We start from the raw sequence: 15,052 nt of genomic DNA on the forward strand, positions 1-15,052 counted from the left end.
CCGGCCGTATTCCATCTCGATCTGGTAGGCCTCGACGATCCGCCGGTATTTCTCCGAGACGGTCACGTCGGCGCGCGGCATCATCTCGTTGAGCTTGGCCACCCGCGCCACGCGCTCGTCCTTGAGAAACGGGACGTCCAGCTGCACGAACTGCTCCAGCGAGCCCAGCATGCGCTGCATCAGCGGCAGGATCTCGATGTTGGTGCGCTCCAGTTCGGAGGATTCCTGGCGGATCACCGCCATCTCCTCTTCCTGGCTCTTGAGCTGCGCCCGCAGCTGCTGCAGGTACAGCTTCAGGCCTTCGGTCTCGCGCAGCGTCGTGCGGTAGTCGTTGGCCAGGTCACGGCCCTGTTCGGCCAGTGCGTCCACGCGCTTCTGCGAATCGGCCTGGGCGACCATGAAGCTTTCACCTGCCTTGATCACGTCCGGCAGGGAGGCGGCATGGGCAACGGGTACCAGCAGTACGGCCGCCAGCAGGCCCAGGCTGTTCTTGCCATGACGGGAAGGCATGTTCGACATTCCTTGCTGTTTCATCTTCAGAAATCCCATTTGAGGCGCAGGCCGTAGAGGCGAGGCGGTGCCAGCGTCACGGTGCGGCCGAAGTCGTGCTGCACGATGGCCTGGGCGTACTGCTCATCGAGCGCGTTGTCGACAAAGGCCGTGAGTTGCAGACCCCAGGGCTCGTAGAAGTAGGCAATGCGGCCACCCAGAAGGTCATAGGCCGGCTGCTCGTACAGCGGCGAGTTCTGCGGCGTGGTGTTGAATCCACTGTTGTAGTAGTAGTCCACGCCCAATTCGAAGGAGCCGAAGCGGCCCGCCGGAATCGCCTGGTTCACCGAGATGCTGCCGGTGAACTTCGGGGTGCGCACGATATCGTTGCCGGTGAAATCGCGGGCCGGCAGCAGCAGCAGGCTGTCCTTCCCGAAGTAGAGGCCGGTGGTGTCGTCGAAGCCCGAGCCATCCTTGTAGTCGGTGTACTTGCCGTCCAGGTAGGTCGCGCTCGCGGCAATGGCCAGGCCCGGATTCAGGCTGGGCATGGGCTGCCACAGGGCGTCGAACTCGGCACCGTTGATCTGCGCCTCGCCCGCATTCCTGAAGGACACCACGCCGCCCGAGGTGACGGACACGATGGCGGTCAGCAGTTCGTCGATCCGCGTGTGGAAGATCGCGGCATTGAAGCGCAGGGCGCCGTCCAGCAGGTCGGACTTGAAGCCCAGCTCGTAGGACGTGGCGGTCTCGCGCTTCACCGGGTCCGGGTTGGAGAAGAAGTTGACGATGTTGTAGGTCGGGCTCTTGAAGGCGCGCTGGGCGGAGGCATAGACCTGGAAGTTGTCCCAGGGGTGGACCTGGATCGCCAGCTTCGGCGACAGGGTCTTGTCGTCCAGGTCCGGCGCCTGGAAGTTGCGCAGGCGCAGGTTCTGCGCGCGGCTGCCGGAGTCGAAATAGTCGTTGGGCGGTTCGCCCGCCGTCGGCAACACCACCTCGAGGTAGCTGTTGGTGATGCCGCGGGTTTCCATCTGGTAGCGGGCGCCCAGGGTGATGTCGAGCCAGTCGGTGGCGAACCAGGTGCCCTGCAGGTAGGCCGAATTGGACTCCGTGGTCAGGATGCCGCCGTTGCCCAGAACGATGTCGTTCGAGGCATTGATCAGCTGATTGATGTTGTAGTCCAGGTTGTTCAGGCCCAGCAGGCCGCCCACCCGGCCCAGCAACTGCGGCAGGCCGAGGACATTCGAGCCCACGCCCAGGGCATTGAGCGTCAGGTAGAGGCTGCCGAAGCCGCCCTCGCCCTCCAGACGGTACAGGCCCGCCGCCCACTGGATCTTGTCCGACCCCGGAGTCTCCTGGTTGGAGACGAACTGCAGCTCGTAGGTGCGCTGCTTGTTGAACTGGTCGTTGCTGTAGAAGGTGGCCTGCGAGGTGGCGGTGGAGTCGAAGTCGTACATCGCCTCGTCCACCACGGCCTCGTTATCCGAGAAGATGAACTTGACGTCGGAGAATCCGGTGAGCCACTCCAGCGTCGCACCGTAGAGGGTGTTGGTGGTCTCGTTGCCGCCCTGGTAGTTGTTGTGCCAGACCCGGTCCAGCGGATCGGGCGGCACGCCGCCGACCAGGATCGGCGCCGGGCGGGTGTTCTCCTGCGACAGCGAGTTGCTGTTGAACTGCTTGTTGTAGGAGCCGACCAGGGTCAGGCTGAGGTCGTCGGTGGCCTGCATCCTGATCTTCGCGCGACCGCCTTTGACGTAGTCCTCGCGCATCGGGCCGGGCCGGCCGAAAATCTCGTTGCGGCCGTAGAGGTCCTGGTCCTCCTTGAAAAGCGCCAGCGTGGCGCCGATGGACTCGGTGACTGGCGTGCCGATGTACAGCTGGTACTTGCGCGAGTTGTAGTTGCCGAATTCGGTCTTGAAGGTGCCCATGAACTCGTCGGGCGGATCCTCGGTGACGATGTTGATGGCACCCGCCGTCGCATTGCGGCCGAACAGCGTGCCCTGCGGGCCCTTCAGCACCTCCACGCGCTTCACCGGCCCGAGCGAATCCTGCTTGCCCTGGCTGGGTCCGATGTTGATGCCGTCGATGTAGGTGGCGACGCTGGGATCGGCATTGGGCAGGAAGGCATCGGTGCCGACGCCGCGGATGAAGATGACGCTGTAGCCGTAGGAGTAGGTATAGGTCAGGCCCGGCGTGATCTTCTGCAGGTCGGCGGTGGACTCCACGCCGAAGGCATCCAGCTTCTCCCCGCTGAAGGCGTTGATCGTGATGGGCACGTCCTGCAGGTTTTCCTCGCGCTTCTGCGCGGTGACCACGATCTCCTCCACCAGGCGGCTCTTGGGCTCCTTGATGGGATTCGCCGGCTCGGACTCCTTCTGGGCCACCGGGATGGTCTCGTCATAGACCTTGGCGGTGTCCTGGGAAGCCGAAGGCTGCGGCTGCGCGGGCGCCGGCCCGGCGGCAGCCGCCGGCTGCGATTCCGCCGCGGCAGCAGAATCCCCGGCGGGCGCTGCATCCGCCGGCGCCGGTGCAGCGGCCGGCGCAGATCCGGCGCCCTCGTCGGTGAACAGCTCCGAGCCGAGCAGTTCATCGAGCGCATCGGGCGCAGAAGCTTCCTGCGCCTGCGCGCCCATCGCCGCGATGCAGACACCCACGACGGCTGCATTCCTTAGTTTCTTCTTCATGGCACCTTCCATATCGGTCACGCGCCCCCGCTTCGTTGCAGGACAGGGCGCCTCCACTTGATCCATGCAGCGAACCCTGCACCCGCTCCCGGCGGGACCGGCGGCACGAAGCGCGCGCAGTGATCCCGGCAGGATCGGCCGGGGCCGACTGCCACCTCGTTACTCGAACGGCTTTTCAGCGGTGCCGCAGGGCCTTCCGGCCGGCGGCGGTTACGTCAGGCAGGCACCTGGCGCGGCGGCCGGCCAAGGGTGCCGGCAGCGAATCGGAACAGGCACTGAAGATGGAGTGATGAACGGCATGTGTCTCCTCATGTGCTTCTTTGTCGCTCGCCAGCCTCGACGGCGGCGGCGGCTTCTTATGACTTCTCACCGTCCCATAAATATTATATCCATGCTTGAATGTTGTCAATATTAATATTGTGTCATTTGGACGGCTTTTGAGCCTGAGCTCCCGGCAAGGCGGCCCGCTCAGTCGTACAAGCCCTCGATGACGGCGGCATGCCGCTGCAGGATCGCGGCGCGGCGCGTCTTCATGGTCGGCGTCAGCTCGCCGTTCTGCAGCGAGAACGGCTCCGGCAGCAGCGCCCAGCGCTTGATCGTCTGCACGCGCGCAAGGCGGCGGTTGACCTGCTCCACCTGCGCCGCGAACCAGCCTGTGAAGGCGGGGCACCCGGCGGCCTCCGCCGCGGTCGTGGCGAGGCTGCCCGCCGCCTGCGCCACCGCGGGCAGCAGCAGCGGGTCCAGGGTGAACAGCGCGACAAGATACCTGCGCCGGTCGCCGATGACGCAGACCTGGCCGACGGCGGGAATGGATTTCATCTCGCCCTCGACATGCGCCGGCGAGATGTTCTCGCCGCCGGCGGTGATGATCAGTTCCTTCTTGCGATCGACGAGGTGGAGGAAGCCCTCGGCGTCCATGCGGCCGACATCGCCGGTGCGCAGCCAGCCGGATTCGTCGAGCGCCTCCCGCGTGGCCTGCTCGTTGTGCAGGTAGCCCATGAACACGCAGGGCCCGCGCAGCAGGATTTCGCCATCGGTATCCAGCCGCAGTTGCAGCCCGTCCCACGGCTGGCCGACGGAGCCGCTGCGATGGCGCCCGGGTCCGCCCATGGTGCAGGCGCCGGTGGATTCGCTCTGGCCGTAGATCTCGTAGAGCGGCAGGCCCAGTCCGGCAAAGAAGGCGGCGGTATCGGCGGCGATGGGCGCGGCGCCGGTGGCGCAGTGGTGCGCGCGGTCCAGCCCCAGCCCCGCACGCAACTTCGACAGCACCAGGCGATCCGCCACCGGCAGGAGCGCCGGCGGCCGGCCGCCGCGTTCCTGCGCCCGCGCTGCCGCCCGTCCCACTCCGCGCGCCCATCGCATCAGCCAGCGGCGCGCGAAGGGGGCCTGAGCCTCCAGGCCCTGGAGCCGCGCCTGGATCTTCTCCCAGACGCGCGGCACGCCCAGGAAGCTGTGCGGACGCACTTCGGGAAGGTTGGCGGGCAGACGCTCCAGGCTCTCGGCGAACCACACGCAGCTGCCGACGTGGATGGGCACGTGCAGCGTCAGCATCTGCTCCGCAACGTGGGAAAGAGGCAGGTAGCTGAGCCAGTCCTGTCCCTCGCGTGCACGGAGCAGGCCGGCCGCGCCGCGCGCGGTCCACAGCAGGTTGTCGTGGGACAGCATCACCGCCTTGGGCGTGCCGGTGGTGCCGGAGGTGTAGATCAGCGTGGCGAGATCGCCCGGGCGCTGGGCCGCCAGCCGGGCCTCCAGCTGCGCCTCGGGGACGGTCTCGGCCAGGTCATACAAGCGCTCCCAGCCGTGGACGCCGGCCAGGTCGCTGTCTCCCTTCATCAGCACGATGGCCTGCAGTCCGGGCAGCGAGGCGCGCACGGCCAGCAGCTTGGCCAGCTGGGACGAATCCTCCACCACGACGATCGCCGAGCCGCTGTGTTCGGCAACGTACTGGCACTGCCCGGCGCTGGAAGTGGCATAGATGCCCGCCGCCACGCCGCCCGCGGCGATAGCCGCCAGGTCCGCGATCAGCCACTGCGGGCTGTTGCCGCCCAGGATCGAAACCGTCTCGCCGGGACGCAGGCCCAGCCGGATGAAGGCGCGCGCAACGGTCATCACCTCCGCGTGATATTCGCGGAAGCTCAGCGTATGCCAGCGCCCATCGCGCTTGTGGCGCAGCGCCGGCTTCGAGGCCAGGCGCCTCGCGGTCGCGGTGAAGGCCTCGATCACCGTGCCCGGCATGTCTTGCCGCGCCCCCTGCAGCGGACTCGCTTCAGCGCGGGTCACGGGCCACCGCCAGCAGGACTGCCGCAAAGGCATCGGCCGCTGCGAGCAGCAGCAGCACGGCAGGCGCGCCACCCAGCACCGCCAGCACGAACAGCAGTACCGCGGCAGCCTTCACCAGCATGGCGGGCTTGCGCAGCAGGCCCGCCGGCGCCGCCAGGCGCGCCCAGGCGAAGCCGGCACCCAGCAAGCCCATCAAGCCCAGCAGCAGCGGCGACAGCCCCTGCATGCCGCCCTGCCCCGGCAGCCCCAGCATCCCGTTGAGCTGCAGCAGGGCTTCGACCAGCCAGGGGCCCAGCCCCGGCACCGCCAGGGCCAGGAACAGGCCGAGGTCGCCCGCGGCGATGCGGCGATCGATCGACATGGCCGGCTCCTCAGCGCGAGAAGGCGGCCACGGCCACTGCCGTGTTCATGAAGTCGCGGAACCGCAGCCACTTGCCGTCGCGCACCGTGATGACATGGGCGAAGTCGGAGCGGATGGGACGCCCGGTGGCGCGGGCCGTCAGGTGCAGCACGCCGGTCACCGTCACCATGTCGCCGTCGCGCAGCATCTGCTCGGCATCGAACTGGTGGATGTCCACCGAGCCGAGCACGGTCTCGAAGAAGCGCCGAGCCTCTTCCTTGCCCCGGTAATCGCCGGCGTAAGGGATCACCGACGGTCCGTAGAACTCGATGCGGATGTCGTCGTCCAGCAGCTCGACGATGCCCGGCACGTCCTTGGCGCCGAAGCGCGTGAAGATTTCCTGGGTCGTCTCGACAGGGTTCATGCTCATGCTCGGGTCTCCTCGGTTATGGTCTTTACTGCTCGGGCGCCACGGTCAGGCGGATGCCGTCCAGCGCGGGGCTCATTAGTACCTGGCAGGCCAGGCGGCTGTTCGGCTGAGTGTTCAGCAGCTCCGGCAGCAACTGGCTCTCGTCGCCCACGGCCGGCGGCAGCCGCTCCAGCCAGCCGGGATCGACGTAGACCTGGCAGGTGGCACAGGAGCAGGCACCGCCGCAGGTTGCTTCCACCAGGTTGGCGAAGCTCAACGGATTCACCAGCGCCTCGCCGGCATCGGCTTCCAACTCATGGGCGCGGCCGGCCCGGTCGATGACATGGATCTTCACTTTCGAATGTTCCGGTCGATGGCGCGCCCTGGCATGGGCACGCGCTGAAAAAGCGGTCTGCCCTCAGGGCAGCAGGTCCTGGAATTGCGCGGAGCCGCGCTGCCTCTGCGCCGTCAGCGCCAGCGGCACGTCTTCCGACACGAACATGGCGGCATTCCACAGGCTGGCGAACTCCAGGCCGTCGGCCACGCGGTGGTCGCGGGCATGGTTCAGCGCCGCCTTGGTGCCGACCACCGCCAGCGGCGACAGCGCGGCGATGCGCGCCGCGGTCTCGCGCGCCAGTTGCAGGGCCTGCTCGTGGCTGTCGGACACCGCGTTGACGAAACCGCGCTGCAGCGCTTCCGCGGCGTTCATCGGCCGGCCGGTCAGGGCCAGTTCCTGCACCAGGGCCGCCGGCAGCAGCCGCGGCAAGCGCTGCAGCACGCCGAGGTCAGCCATCATCCCGATGTTGATCTCGTGGATACGGAAGTAGGCATCGGCCGTGGCGAAACGCAGGTTGGTGCAGCAGGCCAGGTCCAGGGCGCCGCCGATGCAGGCTCCCTGGGTCACTGCGATCACCGGCACGCGCAGGGTCTCGAGCCGCGTCAGCGCCGCCTGCAGGGCCAGCACCTTGCGGCGGATCCAGTCGCGGTAGCGGCCAGGCTCGCCGTTGTCCCGCTCGCGGATCGCCGGGAAGAAATCCAGGTCCATGCCGGCGCTGAAGTGCTTGCCGCTGCCCTGCAGCAGCAGCACGCGGATCGAGGGGTCGGCATCCACCTCGTCGAGCAGGCGCGGCAGTTCGCTCCAGAATGCGGTGTCGAGCGCGTTCATGCGCTCGGCCCGGTCCATCAGGATTTCGGCCACGGCGCCGTTGCGCGTCAGTTGCAGCGACATGTGCGGCTTCTCCCGGTGCGCTCAGCGCACCAGCACGATCGGGCAGCGGTCGAGCCCGTAGTTCAGCAGGCCGCCGGTCTGCCGCTTGAAGGGCTGGCTGCCGGGGTCGATGCGCGAGCAGCGGTCGAGCAGGCCGTTGATCATCTTGTCGGCCTCCAGGCGGGCGATGCCGGCGCCCATGCAGTGGTGGATGCCGTGGCCGAAGGTGAGCTGGCGGCCGACGTTGGGGCGGTTCAGGATGAACTCGTCCGGCGATTCGAATACCGCCGGATCGCGGTTGGCGGCGGCGTAGAACAGCGCCGCCCACTCGCCGGCGCGGATCTGCGCGCCGCCGATCTCCACGTCCATGGTCGCCACGCGGAACAGGCGCTGCGGCGGACCGTCGCGGCGCAGGCTCTCCTCGATGAAGGGCCGCACCAGGCGGCGGTCCTGTTTCAGCATCGGGAAGAACTGCGGTTCCTGCGCCAGCGTGCAGGCCAGGTTGCCCAGCAGGTAGCCGGTGGTTTCGGCGCCCGCCACGACCAGCGTCAGGCAGAAGCGCGTGACCTCGTCGCGCGTCAGGCTCTCGCCCTCGTCCTCGGCGCGGATGAAGGCGGTCATCAGGTCGTCCGGCGGCGTCAGGCCGCGCTCGATGTCGCGGTAGCGCTCGGCCACGGCCTCCGCGTAGTACATCGCGATCTCGCGGTTGCACTGGTTGCGCTCCTCCAGCGTGAAGTCGGAGGTCACCATGAACGCGCTCGCCCAGCGGCGCAGCTTGTCGTAGTCGCCCTCCGGCGTGCCGATCAGCCGGGTCATCACGCGGGCCGGCAGCACCTCGGCGAAGTCGTGCATGAACTCGACATCGCCGTCCGGCAGTTCCGCGATCATGCCGGCGACGGTGCGCTCCACCCAGGGCGCCACGTCGTGCTCGACGCGCTTGGGCGTGAAGGCCTGCTTGGCGATGTTGCGCAGCACCGTATGCCGCGGCCGGTCATGGTTGACCAGCATCAGCGTCGGCGCATCGGACGCCTCCTGCATCGGATCGCGGGAGGAGAAGGCATCGTGGTTCTTCGCCGCCGCCGCGACATCGGCGTACTTCAGGAAGACCCAGGAGGGCTCGGGCACGTCCTGGCCGGGCACCGTCCCCGGAGGCCAGTCGCGCAGGCCGAACTGCGGCGGACGGTCGCGCAGCAGCGCGTAGTACGGATAGGGATTGGCGATCACCTCGGGCCGGTTCAGGGACTCGACGGTGAAGCTGGCTGCGTCGGGCAGACGGGTCTGGCTCACGGGGCTTTCCTCAATCGCACGTTCAATGTGGTTATTAGTTGATTGTGTCTTTTGGACACTATTGTGTCAAGGACACAATATGTCGCGATACGCCGGCGGGACCGGGTCAGCCGTGCTTCTGCAGGACGCGGGCGATGCGCTCGAAGCGCGGACCGTAGGGCGGGCGCAGCATGGCGCCGACGTCGAAGCGGCTCTGGCGGTAGACGGCGCGCGCATGCGAGAAGCGCCTGAAGCCGTCGCGGCCGTGATAGGCCCCCATGCCGCTGGCGCCCACGCCGCCGAAGGGCAGGTCGTCCATCGTGTAGTGCATGATCACGTCGTTGAGCGTGACGCCGCCGGACACGGTGCGCGTCAGCAGTTCGCGGACCTGACGGCGATCGTCGCCGAAGTAGTACAGGGCCAGCGGGCGCGGCCTGGCATTGATCGATGCCAGGGCGTCCTCGAAGCAGTCGTAGCCCACGATGGGCAGCAGGGGGCCGAAGATTTCCTCGCGCATCAGCGCCAGGGACGGTGCGGGCTCCACCACCATCGTCAGCGGCACCATGCTCGCACCCGGCAACTCGCTGCGGCCGGTCCACTCCAACTCGATCACTTCCGCGCCCGAAGCGCGGGCCTCCTGCACGTAGCCGCGCAGGCGGCCGGCGTGCCGCTCGTTGATCGCGGCGACGAAGTCGCGGCTGCCGGAGGACTCGGGCAGCATGCCCTTGAAGGCTTCGATCAGCGCATCGACCAGTTCGCGCTTGCGCGCATTCGGCACCAGCACGTAGTCCGGCGCCAGGCAGACCTGGCCGGCGTTGAACACCTTGCCGAAGGCAATGCGCCGCGCCGCCAACGCCAGGTCGGCGCCCTCGCCGATCAGCGTCGGCGACTTGCCGCCCAATTCCAGGGTCAGCGGCGTCAGGTGTTCCGAAGCCGCCCGCATGATGTGCTTCGCCACCACCTCGCCACCCGTGTACAGCAGGTGGTCGAAAGGCAGCGCGCTGAACTCGCGGCCCACCTCGACGCCGCCGGTGACCACGGCCAGCTCCGCGGGGCCGAAAGCGGAGGCGATCATCTCCTGCAGCAGCGCCGCCGTCGCCGGCGTGGCTTCCGAGGGCTTCATCATCACCCGGTTGCCGGCGGCGAGGATTCCCGCCAGGGGCGCGATCGCCAGATTGACGGGCACGTTCCAGGGGCTGATCACACCGACCACGCCCAGCGGCTGGTAGTGCACCTCCGCACGCGCGCCGAGCAGCTTGAACGGCAGGCCGGGGCTGCGGCGCTCCGGACGCATCCAGTGACGCAGCCGGGAGATGGCCAGGCGCAGCGGCTTGGCGGTGGTGACCACCTCGGCGAACCAGGTCTGGTGCGGCGAGCGGTAGCCGAAGTCTGCGCTCAGGGCTTCGACGATGCGCGACTCATGGCTCTCCAGCACGGCGAGCAACCGCCGCAGCCGGTCGATGCGCTGTTCCGCCGATGGATACGGCTCCGCTGCATAGGCCGCCTGCTGGGCCTGCAGCAGCCCGGACAGCCCCGTTCCCACCCCCTTCGTCCCGTTGTCACCGTGCATCGCAGTCCTCCCGCGCCATGGAAAAGGCGCCCGCCGGGTCCCGGCGGGCGGCGCGAGAGTGTGCTTTTGTTAATTATGTCCGTCAAGACATAATTATTTTTTATTCTTGTTTTCCAAGATACTATATTTCAGGATATAAACAGTTCCGCCGCCGGCAGCGGGCTTGGTATAGCCTCGGCCGCGAAGACCAGACCTCCTGCCCGACCAGAGCCCCGTGAACCAGAAGAAAGGCGTTTCAAGGACCACCGAAGTCCGCCGCATCCCGCATCTGAACGGGCCGCACGAGTTGCTGGAACTGTTCTATCCCATCCACTACACGGTGGGCATGACCATCGAGGACACGCTGCGGTCCGGCAAGGCCCTGAACCGCCACCAGACCGTGATCATGTGGCTGATCCGCTCGCAGGGTGTCGACGGCAAGCTGATGCGCCGCAAGTTCGTCGAGAAGGCGATGATGGACTGGTTCGAGATCACCAGCAGCTCGGTCTCCAAGGCCCTGAGGGCCATGTCCAAGCCGCCGCTGGGGCTGATCCAGATCATGGAAGACCCGGATTCCGGCCGGGAGAAGCTGATCAAGCTCACGCCCAAGGGTGAGCGCTTCATGCTGCAGATGGTGACCAACGGCCAGGCGCTGATGCGCTGGGCCATCGACTACATGACGCCCGAAGAGGTCGACATGGGCGTGCACTTCCTGTCGCTGGTGGCGCGCATCTTCGAGAACGCGCCGCGCCCGCGCGAGGAAAGCGACCAGGACCGCACGGCACCCGCACGCTGAAAAAAAAGGCGCCGCGCGGCGCCTTTTTCGTTTGGGGGATCGACGAACTGCCAGGGTCTCCCTGAAGAAGCCGCCGTTCGCCCTGAGCCTGTCGAGGGAGGACGGCACTCGCTGACCTGCCGCGGGGACCGCCACTGCTTCGACAGGCGCGGCACGGACCGCCTTTCCAGAACTTCCCTAGGCCGGCATGAGCCGATCCAGCATCGGGCTGCTGAAGATGCGGTGCGGGTCGAACTGGTCGAGCTTCTGCAGCGCCCAGTCCCAGTTCTCCTGCGGGCCGGCGGCGGCGCGGAAGCCCTGCGGGATGTGCTGGCCCAGCACCAGCGGATCGGTCCAGGCCGCGCCGGTGCCGTAGCCCCAGCCCTTGGACCACTCCACGCGCATCGTCGCGTAGCTTCCGCTGTAGTTCTGGAAGGCCCAGAGCTCGAACTCGCGGAAGAATTCATTGGCGTGGGGCGTGCCGGGAAAGGTCAGCAGGTCCAGCCAGATCGCCACGTCCCATTCCGGGTGATCCGGGCGTGGGCGCACGGCCGAAAGCGCCGGGGCCTCGGCACCGGGGATGCCGACATGCTCCGGGTGGTCCAGGCCGGTGATGCGGATCTCCACCGGACCGTTGACGGGGTACTGCCCGCGGGCCTGGTAGGCCTGCATCATGGCCTGGTACTTCTGGTTGAATTCGTGGATCACGCGCTGGATGTTGGCGCGCGAGGTCAGGATGGCATAGCCGTTGGCCGTGACGCGCAGCGTGGTCGGTTTCACGTACAGCATCAGGTTCTTCGACGGACCCCAGATGTCCTGCGACAGCGTCGCCAGCAGCCCGGCGCTGCTCACGGTGTATTCGACGGCGCCAAAGGCCGGGGTTGCCGCGCCGACGCCGCTCAGCACCTGGTCGGCGAGATCGGAGACCACGCGCGGGATCGCGTCGGCGAATACGTAGTTGTAGGGGCGCGTGACCTTGCGCGACAGCAGCGGCTTGGCCGGACTGACGCTCCAGACCTTGAGCCAGGGATTCGAGGTGAACGGGAACTGGATCGCCTCGATGCGGCCGGCCTGCTGGACGAAGCTGGCGATCGTGCGGCCGCCGCTGCCCGGCGCCGCGAACATCTCGCTGGCCGGTATGTTCATGTAGCTCACGCAGCGCAGGTTGGTATTGGCGCCCGCGCGCAGCACCACCTCGGTGACGAAGCTGCGCCCCAGGTGCGTCATCAGCGCCTTGCAGTGGGGGTGCGAACGCGGCACGGTGCGCAGCTCGTAGCGGGCGCTGCCTTCGTCCCAGACCACGGCGGTGATGCTGACGATGAGATTGCTGAGCGTGCCGAAGGTATGCCCCGGCTTGCGCGCCTCGCCCAGCGCCGGAAGGCCGGTGCCATGGCAGCCGATGGCCAGCATGCCGCCGATGGTGATGTCGCCCGGCGCCGGCGAAGCGGCCAGTCCGCAGCCATGGGTTTCGAGGAAACCCAGCAGGTCTTCCAGCATCGCTCCGGCCTGCACGCGTACCGCCGCCTCCGGCAGCGGCGCCACCATCTGCATGTCGGCCAGGTGGGCGGTGGTGTCCACCATCAGGATGCGCGCGTCGGAGGACGTGCCCGGCTCCAGCGCCAGCGGCGACCAGTTGTGCATCGAGCCGCGCGGACGCAGGCGCCAGCCCTGGGCCTTGGCCCAGTTGGCCAGCGTCACCACTTCCTGCGGGTCGCGCGGCGAGCAGGTCCACAGTGCATCCACGCGGATGTCGCCGGCCCAGTTCTCGAAGCCCTGGCGGTAGAGATCGAAGCCGGCCGGGAAGGCCGCCGGCGGCGTGCCGGCGGCAGCCTCGGCCGGCGTCAGGCGGAACAGCGGCGCCCAGGCCGCCGCGGCGGCGAACGAACCCAGACCCTTGATGACTCCGCGGCGCGAGACGCTGCGCCCCCGGCCGCTTGCGGCAGGCTCACTGTTTCCCTGTGACAAGGCTTCCCCCGTTCGCACTCATAGAGCCGGCGTCATGACAAACGTCGGCTTTCCCCTGTGCCGATCATAGGGGGAAAGCGGCGGCCTCGGCTCTACACCGAACGGATGGGGGAATTTTCTTACACGCCGCTGCACCGAGGGTCCGGCGAACGGCGAAAAGCCGTTCGCCGGCTAGGCGGCCGTGGTCTCTCCGCCCAGCAACGACAACACCTCGCCGGTGATGTAGCTGGAGTCGAGGTTGGAGGCGAAGAACACGAAGGCCGGCGCGATCTCCTCCGGCTGGGCCGGCCGCTTCATTGGCGTCTTGGCTCCGTGCTGCGCCACTTTCTCTGCCGTCTTGTCCGCGACGTTCAGCGGCGTCCAGACCGGCCCCGGGGCCACGCAGTTCACGCGGATGCCGCGCGGCAACAGGTTCTGCGCCAGGGACTTGGTGAAGGCGTGGATCGCGCCCTTGGTGGCGGAATAGTCCAGCAGCGCATGGCTGCCCTCCAGCCCGGTGACGGAGCCGCAGTTGACGATCGCCGACCCCGGCTTGAGATGCGGCAGCGCCGCGCGCGCCATCTGCATGTAGCCGATGATGTTGGTGCGGAACGTGCGGTCGATCTGCTCGTCGCTGAGGTCCTCCAGGCGCTCCACGCTCTGCTGGAACGCGGCATTGTTGACCAGGATATCGAGCCGGCCGAAGCATTCCACCGTGTTCTCCACGGCGCGCCGGCAGAAGCCGGGGTCGCGCACGTCGCCGGGCAGCAGCAGGCACTGACGGCCCTCGCTTTCCACCGCACGCTGCGTCTCGGAGGCATCCAGCTTCTCCTCCTGCAGGTGCACGATGGCCACGTCCGCGCCCTCACGGGCGTACAGCGTCGCCACCGCGCGGCCGATGCCGCTGTCGCCGCCGGTGATCAGCGCCACGCGGTGCGCCAGCTTGCCGGAGCCGCGATAACCGGGCGCCTGGTACTGCGGACGCGGCTCCATCTTGAATTCGAACCCCGGCTTGTCCTGATGCTGCGGCGGCATCGGCGAGCGCGGGTGCCGGCGTGCCTCGCGGGTCTGCTCCATCGTCATTCTCCTGGCGTCCATGCCTGGTCTGCGATGTTGCCACCGCCGCGCTGAATCGCTGCGGAACGGCGTTTCGCCCGCCGCCGTGCAGCCTGCCTCAGCGCCGGTCGTCGCGCCGCCGCCTCGACGAACCCGGCTCCGCCGGCTGCAGCCGGCGGCGTCGGGCTCGCCGCAGCGTGGCCCAGTCGCGCAGCGCGCCGAAGCCGGTATTGAAGCGCAGCGAATGGATCGCCCGCTCGCCCAGCCAGCTCAGTTCGTAGGCCGCAGCCGGCGGCTCGCCGCGCAGCAGGAACTGGCGAGCGACCAGTTCCGCCAGTGCCGTGTCCAGGTCGCTGCGCCGCAGGCCGGTCTTCTTCCACTCCTGCTGCAGGGTCACCAGGGCCAGCGCGCTGCCGTGCCGCTTGCGCAGCGCCCGGTAGATGCCGAGCACTGCGCGCATGCGCGTACTGGGCCGTACCGTCATGGCCGCCGCCTAGTGTGCCGCCTGGCGGTTTGCCACGGCCAGCGCCACGACACCGGCACCCACGCAGATGCCGGCCGCCTGGACCGGATGATTTCGCAGATACTGCGTCGCGGCGCTGATGGCGCGTCCGCTGCCGCCCGGCCAGCGTTCATAGAGACTGTCCACGCGGCGGCGCGCCTGTCTGATACGGCCGCGCAACTGCTGCTCCACCAGGCTCAGGCCCTCGGTGACCAGGCCGTCCGCCCGGTCGAAAAGTTCGTCGACGGCGTGCTGGCCGACGAGGGCTACCTTCTTCTGCTTCCTGCTCATCTGTCTTCTCCTTCCATGGATGGGAACGTCCTGTCCTTGCGCGCGGTCCCAATGGTTCGGACTCAAGGAGAGAACCATGACGCAGCACAAGGACGGCCGCAGCATTCAGACACCCCGGATCAAGGACCCGGTTCCGCCGAAACCACGCGATACTCCGCCGCCGCAGCCGCGCGACCGCACTCCCGGCCAGCAGGGGCAGCAGGGCGGGGCAGCCGACTCCCTGGATGACCTCGCCGACAAGCTGCCGCCCGCCGTGAACTGAG

The 15,052-nt window shown here is 68.0% G+C and carries 15 protein-coding genes; 2 read left to right on the plus strand and 13 right to left on the minus strand.

The annotated features are described in order from the left end of the window. The 9 genes from C3942_RS19580 to C3942_RS19620 all read right to left on the minus strand — a co-directional run. The coding region (locus C3942_RS19580; protein ID WP_165797546.1) for a DUF3450 domain-containing protein at nucleotides 1–510 on the minus strand (510 nt) is incomplete at its 3' end. Between the two features lie 26 nt (nucleotides 511–536). Next, a complete protein-coding gene (locus C3942_RS19585; protein ID WP_207766157.1) occupies nucleotides 537–3,170 on the minus strand; it encodes a TonB-dependent receptor in 2,634 nt (877 codons plus the stop codon). Nucleotides 3,171–3,638: 468 nt separating this feature from the next. After that, on the minus strand, nucleotides 3,639–5,450 hold the full coding sequence (locus C3942_RS19590) for an AMP-dependent synthetase/ligase (protein WP_165797547.1): 1,812 nt from the start codon (nucleotides 5,448–5,450) through the stop codon (nucleotides 3,639–3,641). Further along, nucleotides 5,437–5,811 carry a hypothetical protein gene (locus tag C3942_RS19595; RefSeq protein WP_104232067.1) on the minus strand — a complete coding sequence of 125 codons (375 nt, stop codon included), beginning with the start codon at nucleotides 5,809–5,811 and terminating at the stop codon, nucleotides 5,437–5,439. Before C3942_RS19595 ends, C3942_RS19590 begins: the two co-directional genes overlap by 14 nt. Before the next feature lie 10 nt (nucleotides 5,812–5,821). Continuing rightward, nucleotides 5,822–6,220: a nuclear transport factor 2 family protein gene (locus tag C3942_RS19600; protein WP_104232068.1), complete on the minus strand. Its 399-nt coding sequence runs from the start codon at nucleotides 6,218–6,220 to the stop codon at nucleotides 5,822–5,824. 25 nt (nucleotides 6,221–6,245) lie between these two features. Then, a complete protein-coding gene (locus C3942_RS19605) occupies nucleotides 6,246–6,554 on the minus strand; it encodes a 2Fe-2S iron-sulfur cluster-binding protein (RefSeq protein ID WP_104232069.1) in 309 nt (102 codons plus the stop codon). A gap of 63 nt (nucleotides 6,555–6,617) precedes the next feature. Beyond that, on the minus strand, nucleotides 6,618–7,427 hold the full coding sequence (locus C3942_RS19610) for an enoyl-CoA hydratase-related protein (RefSeq protein WP_104232070.1): 810 nt from the start codon (nucleotides 7,425–7,427) through the stop codon (nucleotides 6,618–6,620). Between the two features lie 21 nt (nucleotides 7,428–7,448). Beyond that, entirely contained in the window at nucleotides 7,449–8,693 is a 1,245-nt protein-coding gene (locus tag C3942_RS19615; protein ID WP_207766158.1) for a cytochrome P450, read from the minus strand. Between the two features lie 106 nt (nucleotides 8,694–8,799). Then, the gene (locus C3942_RS19620; protein WP_104232072.1) at nucleotides 8,800–10,242 is read right to left on the minus strand and encodes a coniferyl aldehyde dehydrogenase; all 1,443 of its coding nucleotides are present in this window, start codon (nucleotides 10,240–10,242) and stop codon (nucleotides 8,800–8,802) included. Between the two features lie 214 nt (nucleotides 10,243–10,456). Here C3942_RS19620 and C3942_RS19625 point away from each other — a divergent pair, with 214 nt between their 5' ends. Beyond that, a complete protein-coding gene (locus C3942_RS19625; RefSeq protein ID WP_104232073.1) occupies nucleotides 10,457–11,017 on the plus strand; it encodes a winged helix DNA-binding protein in 561 nt (186 codons plus the stop codon). A gap of 177 nt (nucleotides 11,018–11,194) precedes the next feature. On the opposite strand, the gene C3942_RS19630 is transcribed toward C3942_RS19625, so the two are convergent. The 4 genes from C3942_RS19630 to C3942_RS19645 all read right to left on the minus strand — a co-directional run bounded on the left by C3942_RS19630 (nucleotide 11,195) and on the right by C3942_RS19645 (nucleotide 14,789). After that, on the minus strand, nucleotides 11,195–12,961 hold the full coding sequence (locus C3942_RS19630) for a cholesterol oxidase substrate-binding domain-containing protein (protein WP_104232074.1): 1,767 nt from the start codon (nucleotides 12,959–12,961) through the stop codon (nucleotides 11,195–11,197). Between the two features lie 171 nt (nucleotides 12,962–13,132). After that, nucleotides 13,133–14,017, minus strand: coding sequence for an SDR family oxidoreductase (locus tag C3942_RS19635; protein WP_243393683.1), 885 nt, complete (start codon nucleotides 14,015–14,017; stop codon nucleotides 13,133–13,135). A gap of 97 nt (nucleotides 14,018–14,114) precedes the next feature. Beyond that, nucleotides 14,115–14,456: a hypothetical protein gene (locus tag C3942_RS19640; protein WP_104232076.1), complete on the minus strand. Its 342-nt coding sequence runs from the start codon at nucleotides 14,454–14,456 to the stop codon at nucleotides 14,115–14,117. Nucleotides 14,457–14,489: 33 nt separating this feature from the next. Further along, nucleotides 14,490–14,789 (minus strand): hypothetical protein, encoded by a 300-nt coding sequence (locus C3942_RS19645; protein ID WP_104232077.1) that lies wholly within the window; start codon nucleotides 14,787–14,789, stop codon nucleotides 14,490–14,492. Nucleotides 14,790–14,865: 76 nt separating this feature from the next. On the opposite strand from C3942_RS19645, the gene C3942_RS19650 reads away from it, so the two are divergent. Next, nucleotides 14,866–15,051: a hypothetical protein gene (locus tag C3942_RS19650; protein ID WP_104232078.1), complete on the plus strand. Its 186-nt coding sequence runs from the start codon at nucleotides 14,866–14,868 to the stop codon at nucleotides 15,049–15,051. Nucleotide 15,052 lies beyond the last annotated feature (1 nt).

The sequence above is a fragment of the Solimonas fluminis genome, from assembly GCF_002930645.1.
Taxonomy (GTDB): Bacteria; Pseudomonadota; Gammaproteobacteria; order Nevskiales; family Nevskiaceae; genus Solimonas_A; species Solimonas_A fluminis.

Coding starts and splice junctions, on each gene's coding strand:
- C3942_RS19640 (WP_104232076.1), bottom strand. CDS start 14,456: ATGCGCGCAGTGCTCGGCATCTACCGGGCGCTGCGCAAGCGGCACGGC.
- C3942_RS19650 (WP_104232078.1), top strand. CDS start 14,866: ATGACGCAGCACAAGGACGGCCGCAGCATTCAGACACCCCGGATCAAG.
- C3942_RS19595 (WP_104232067.1), bottom strand. CDS start 5,811: ATGTCGATCGATCGCCGCATCGCCGCGGGCGACCTCGGCCTGTTCCTG.
- C3942_RS19635 (WP_243393683.1), bottom strand. CDS start 14,017: ATGGAGCAGACCCGCGAGGCACGCCGGCACCCGCGCTCGCCGATGCCG.
- C3942_RS19610 (WP_104232070.1), bottom strand. CDS start 7,427: ATGTCGCTGCAACTGACGCGCAACGGCGCCGTGGCCGAAATCCTGATG.
- C3942_RS19645 (WP_104232077.1), bottom strand. CDS start 14,789: ATGAGCAGGAAGCAGAAGAAGGTAGCCCTCGTCGGCCAGCACGCCGTC.
- C3942_RS19585 (WP_207766157.1), bottom strand. CDS start 3,170: ATGAAGAAGAAACTAAGGAATGCAGCCGTCGTGGGTGTCTGCATCGCG.
- C3942_RS19600 (WP_104232068.1), bottom strand. CDS start 6,220: ATGAGCATGAACCCTGTCGAGACGACCCAGGAAATCTTCACGCGCTTC.
- C3942_RS19620 (WP_104232072.1), bottom strand. CDS start 10,242: ATGCACGGTGACAACGGGACGAAGGGGGTGGGAACGGGGCTGTCCGGG.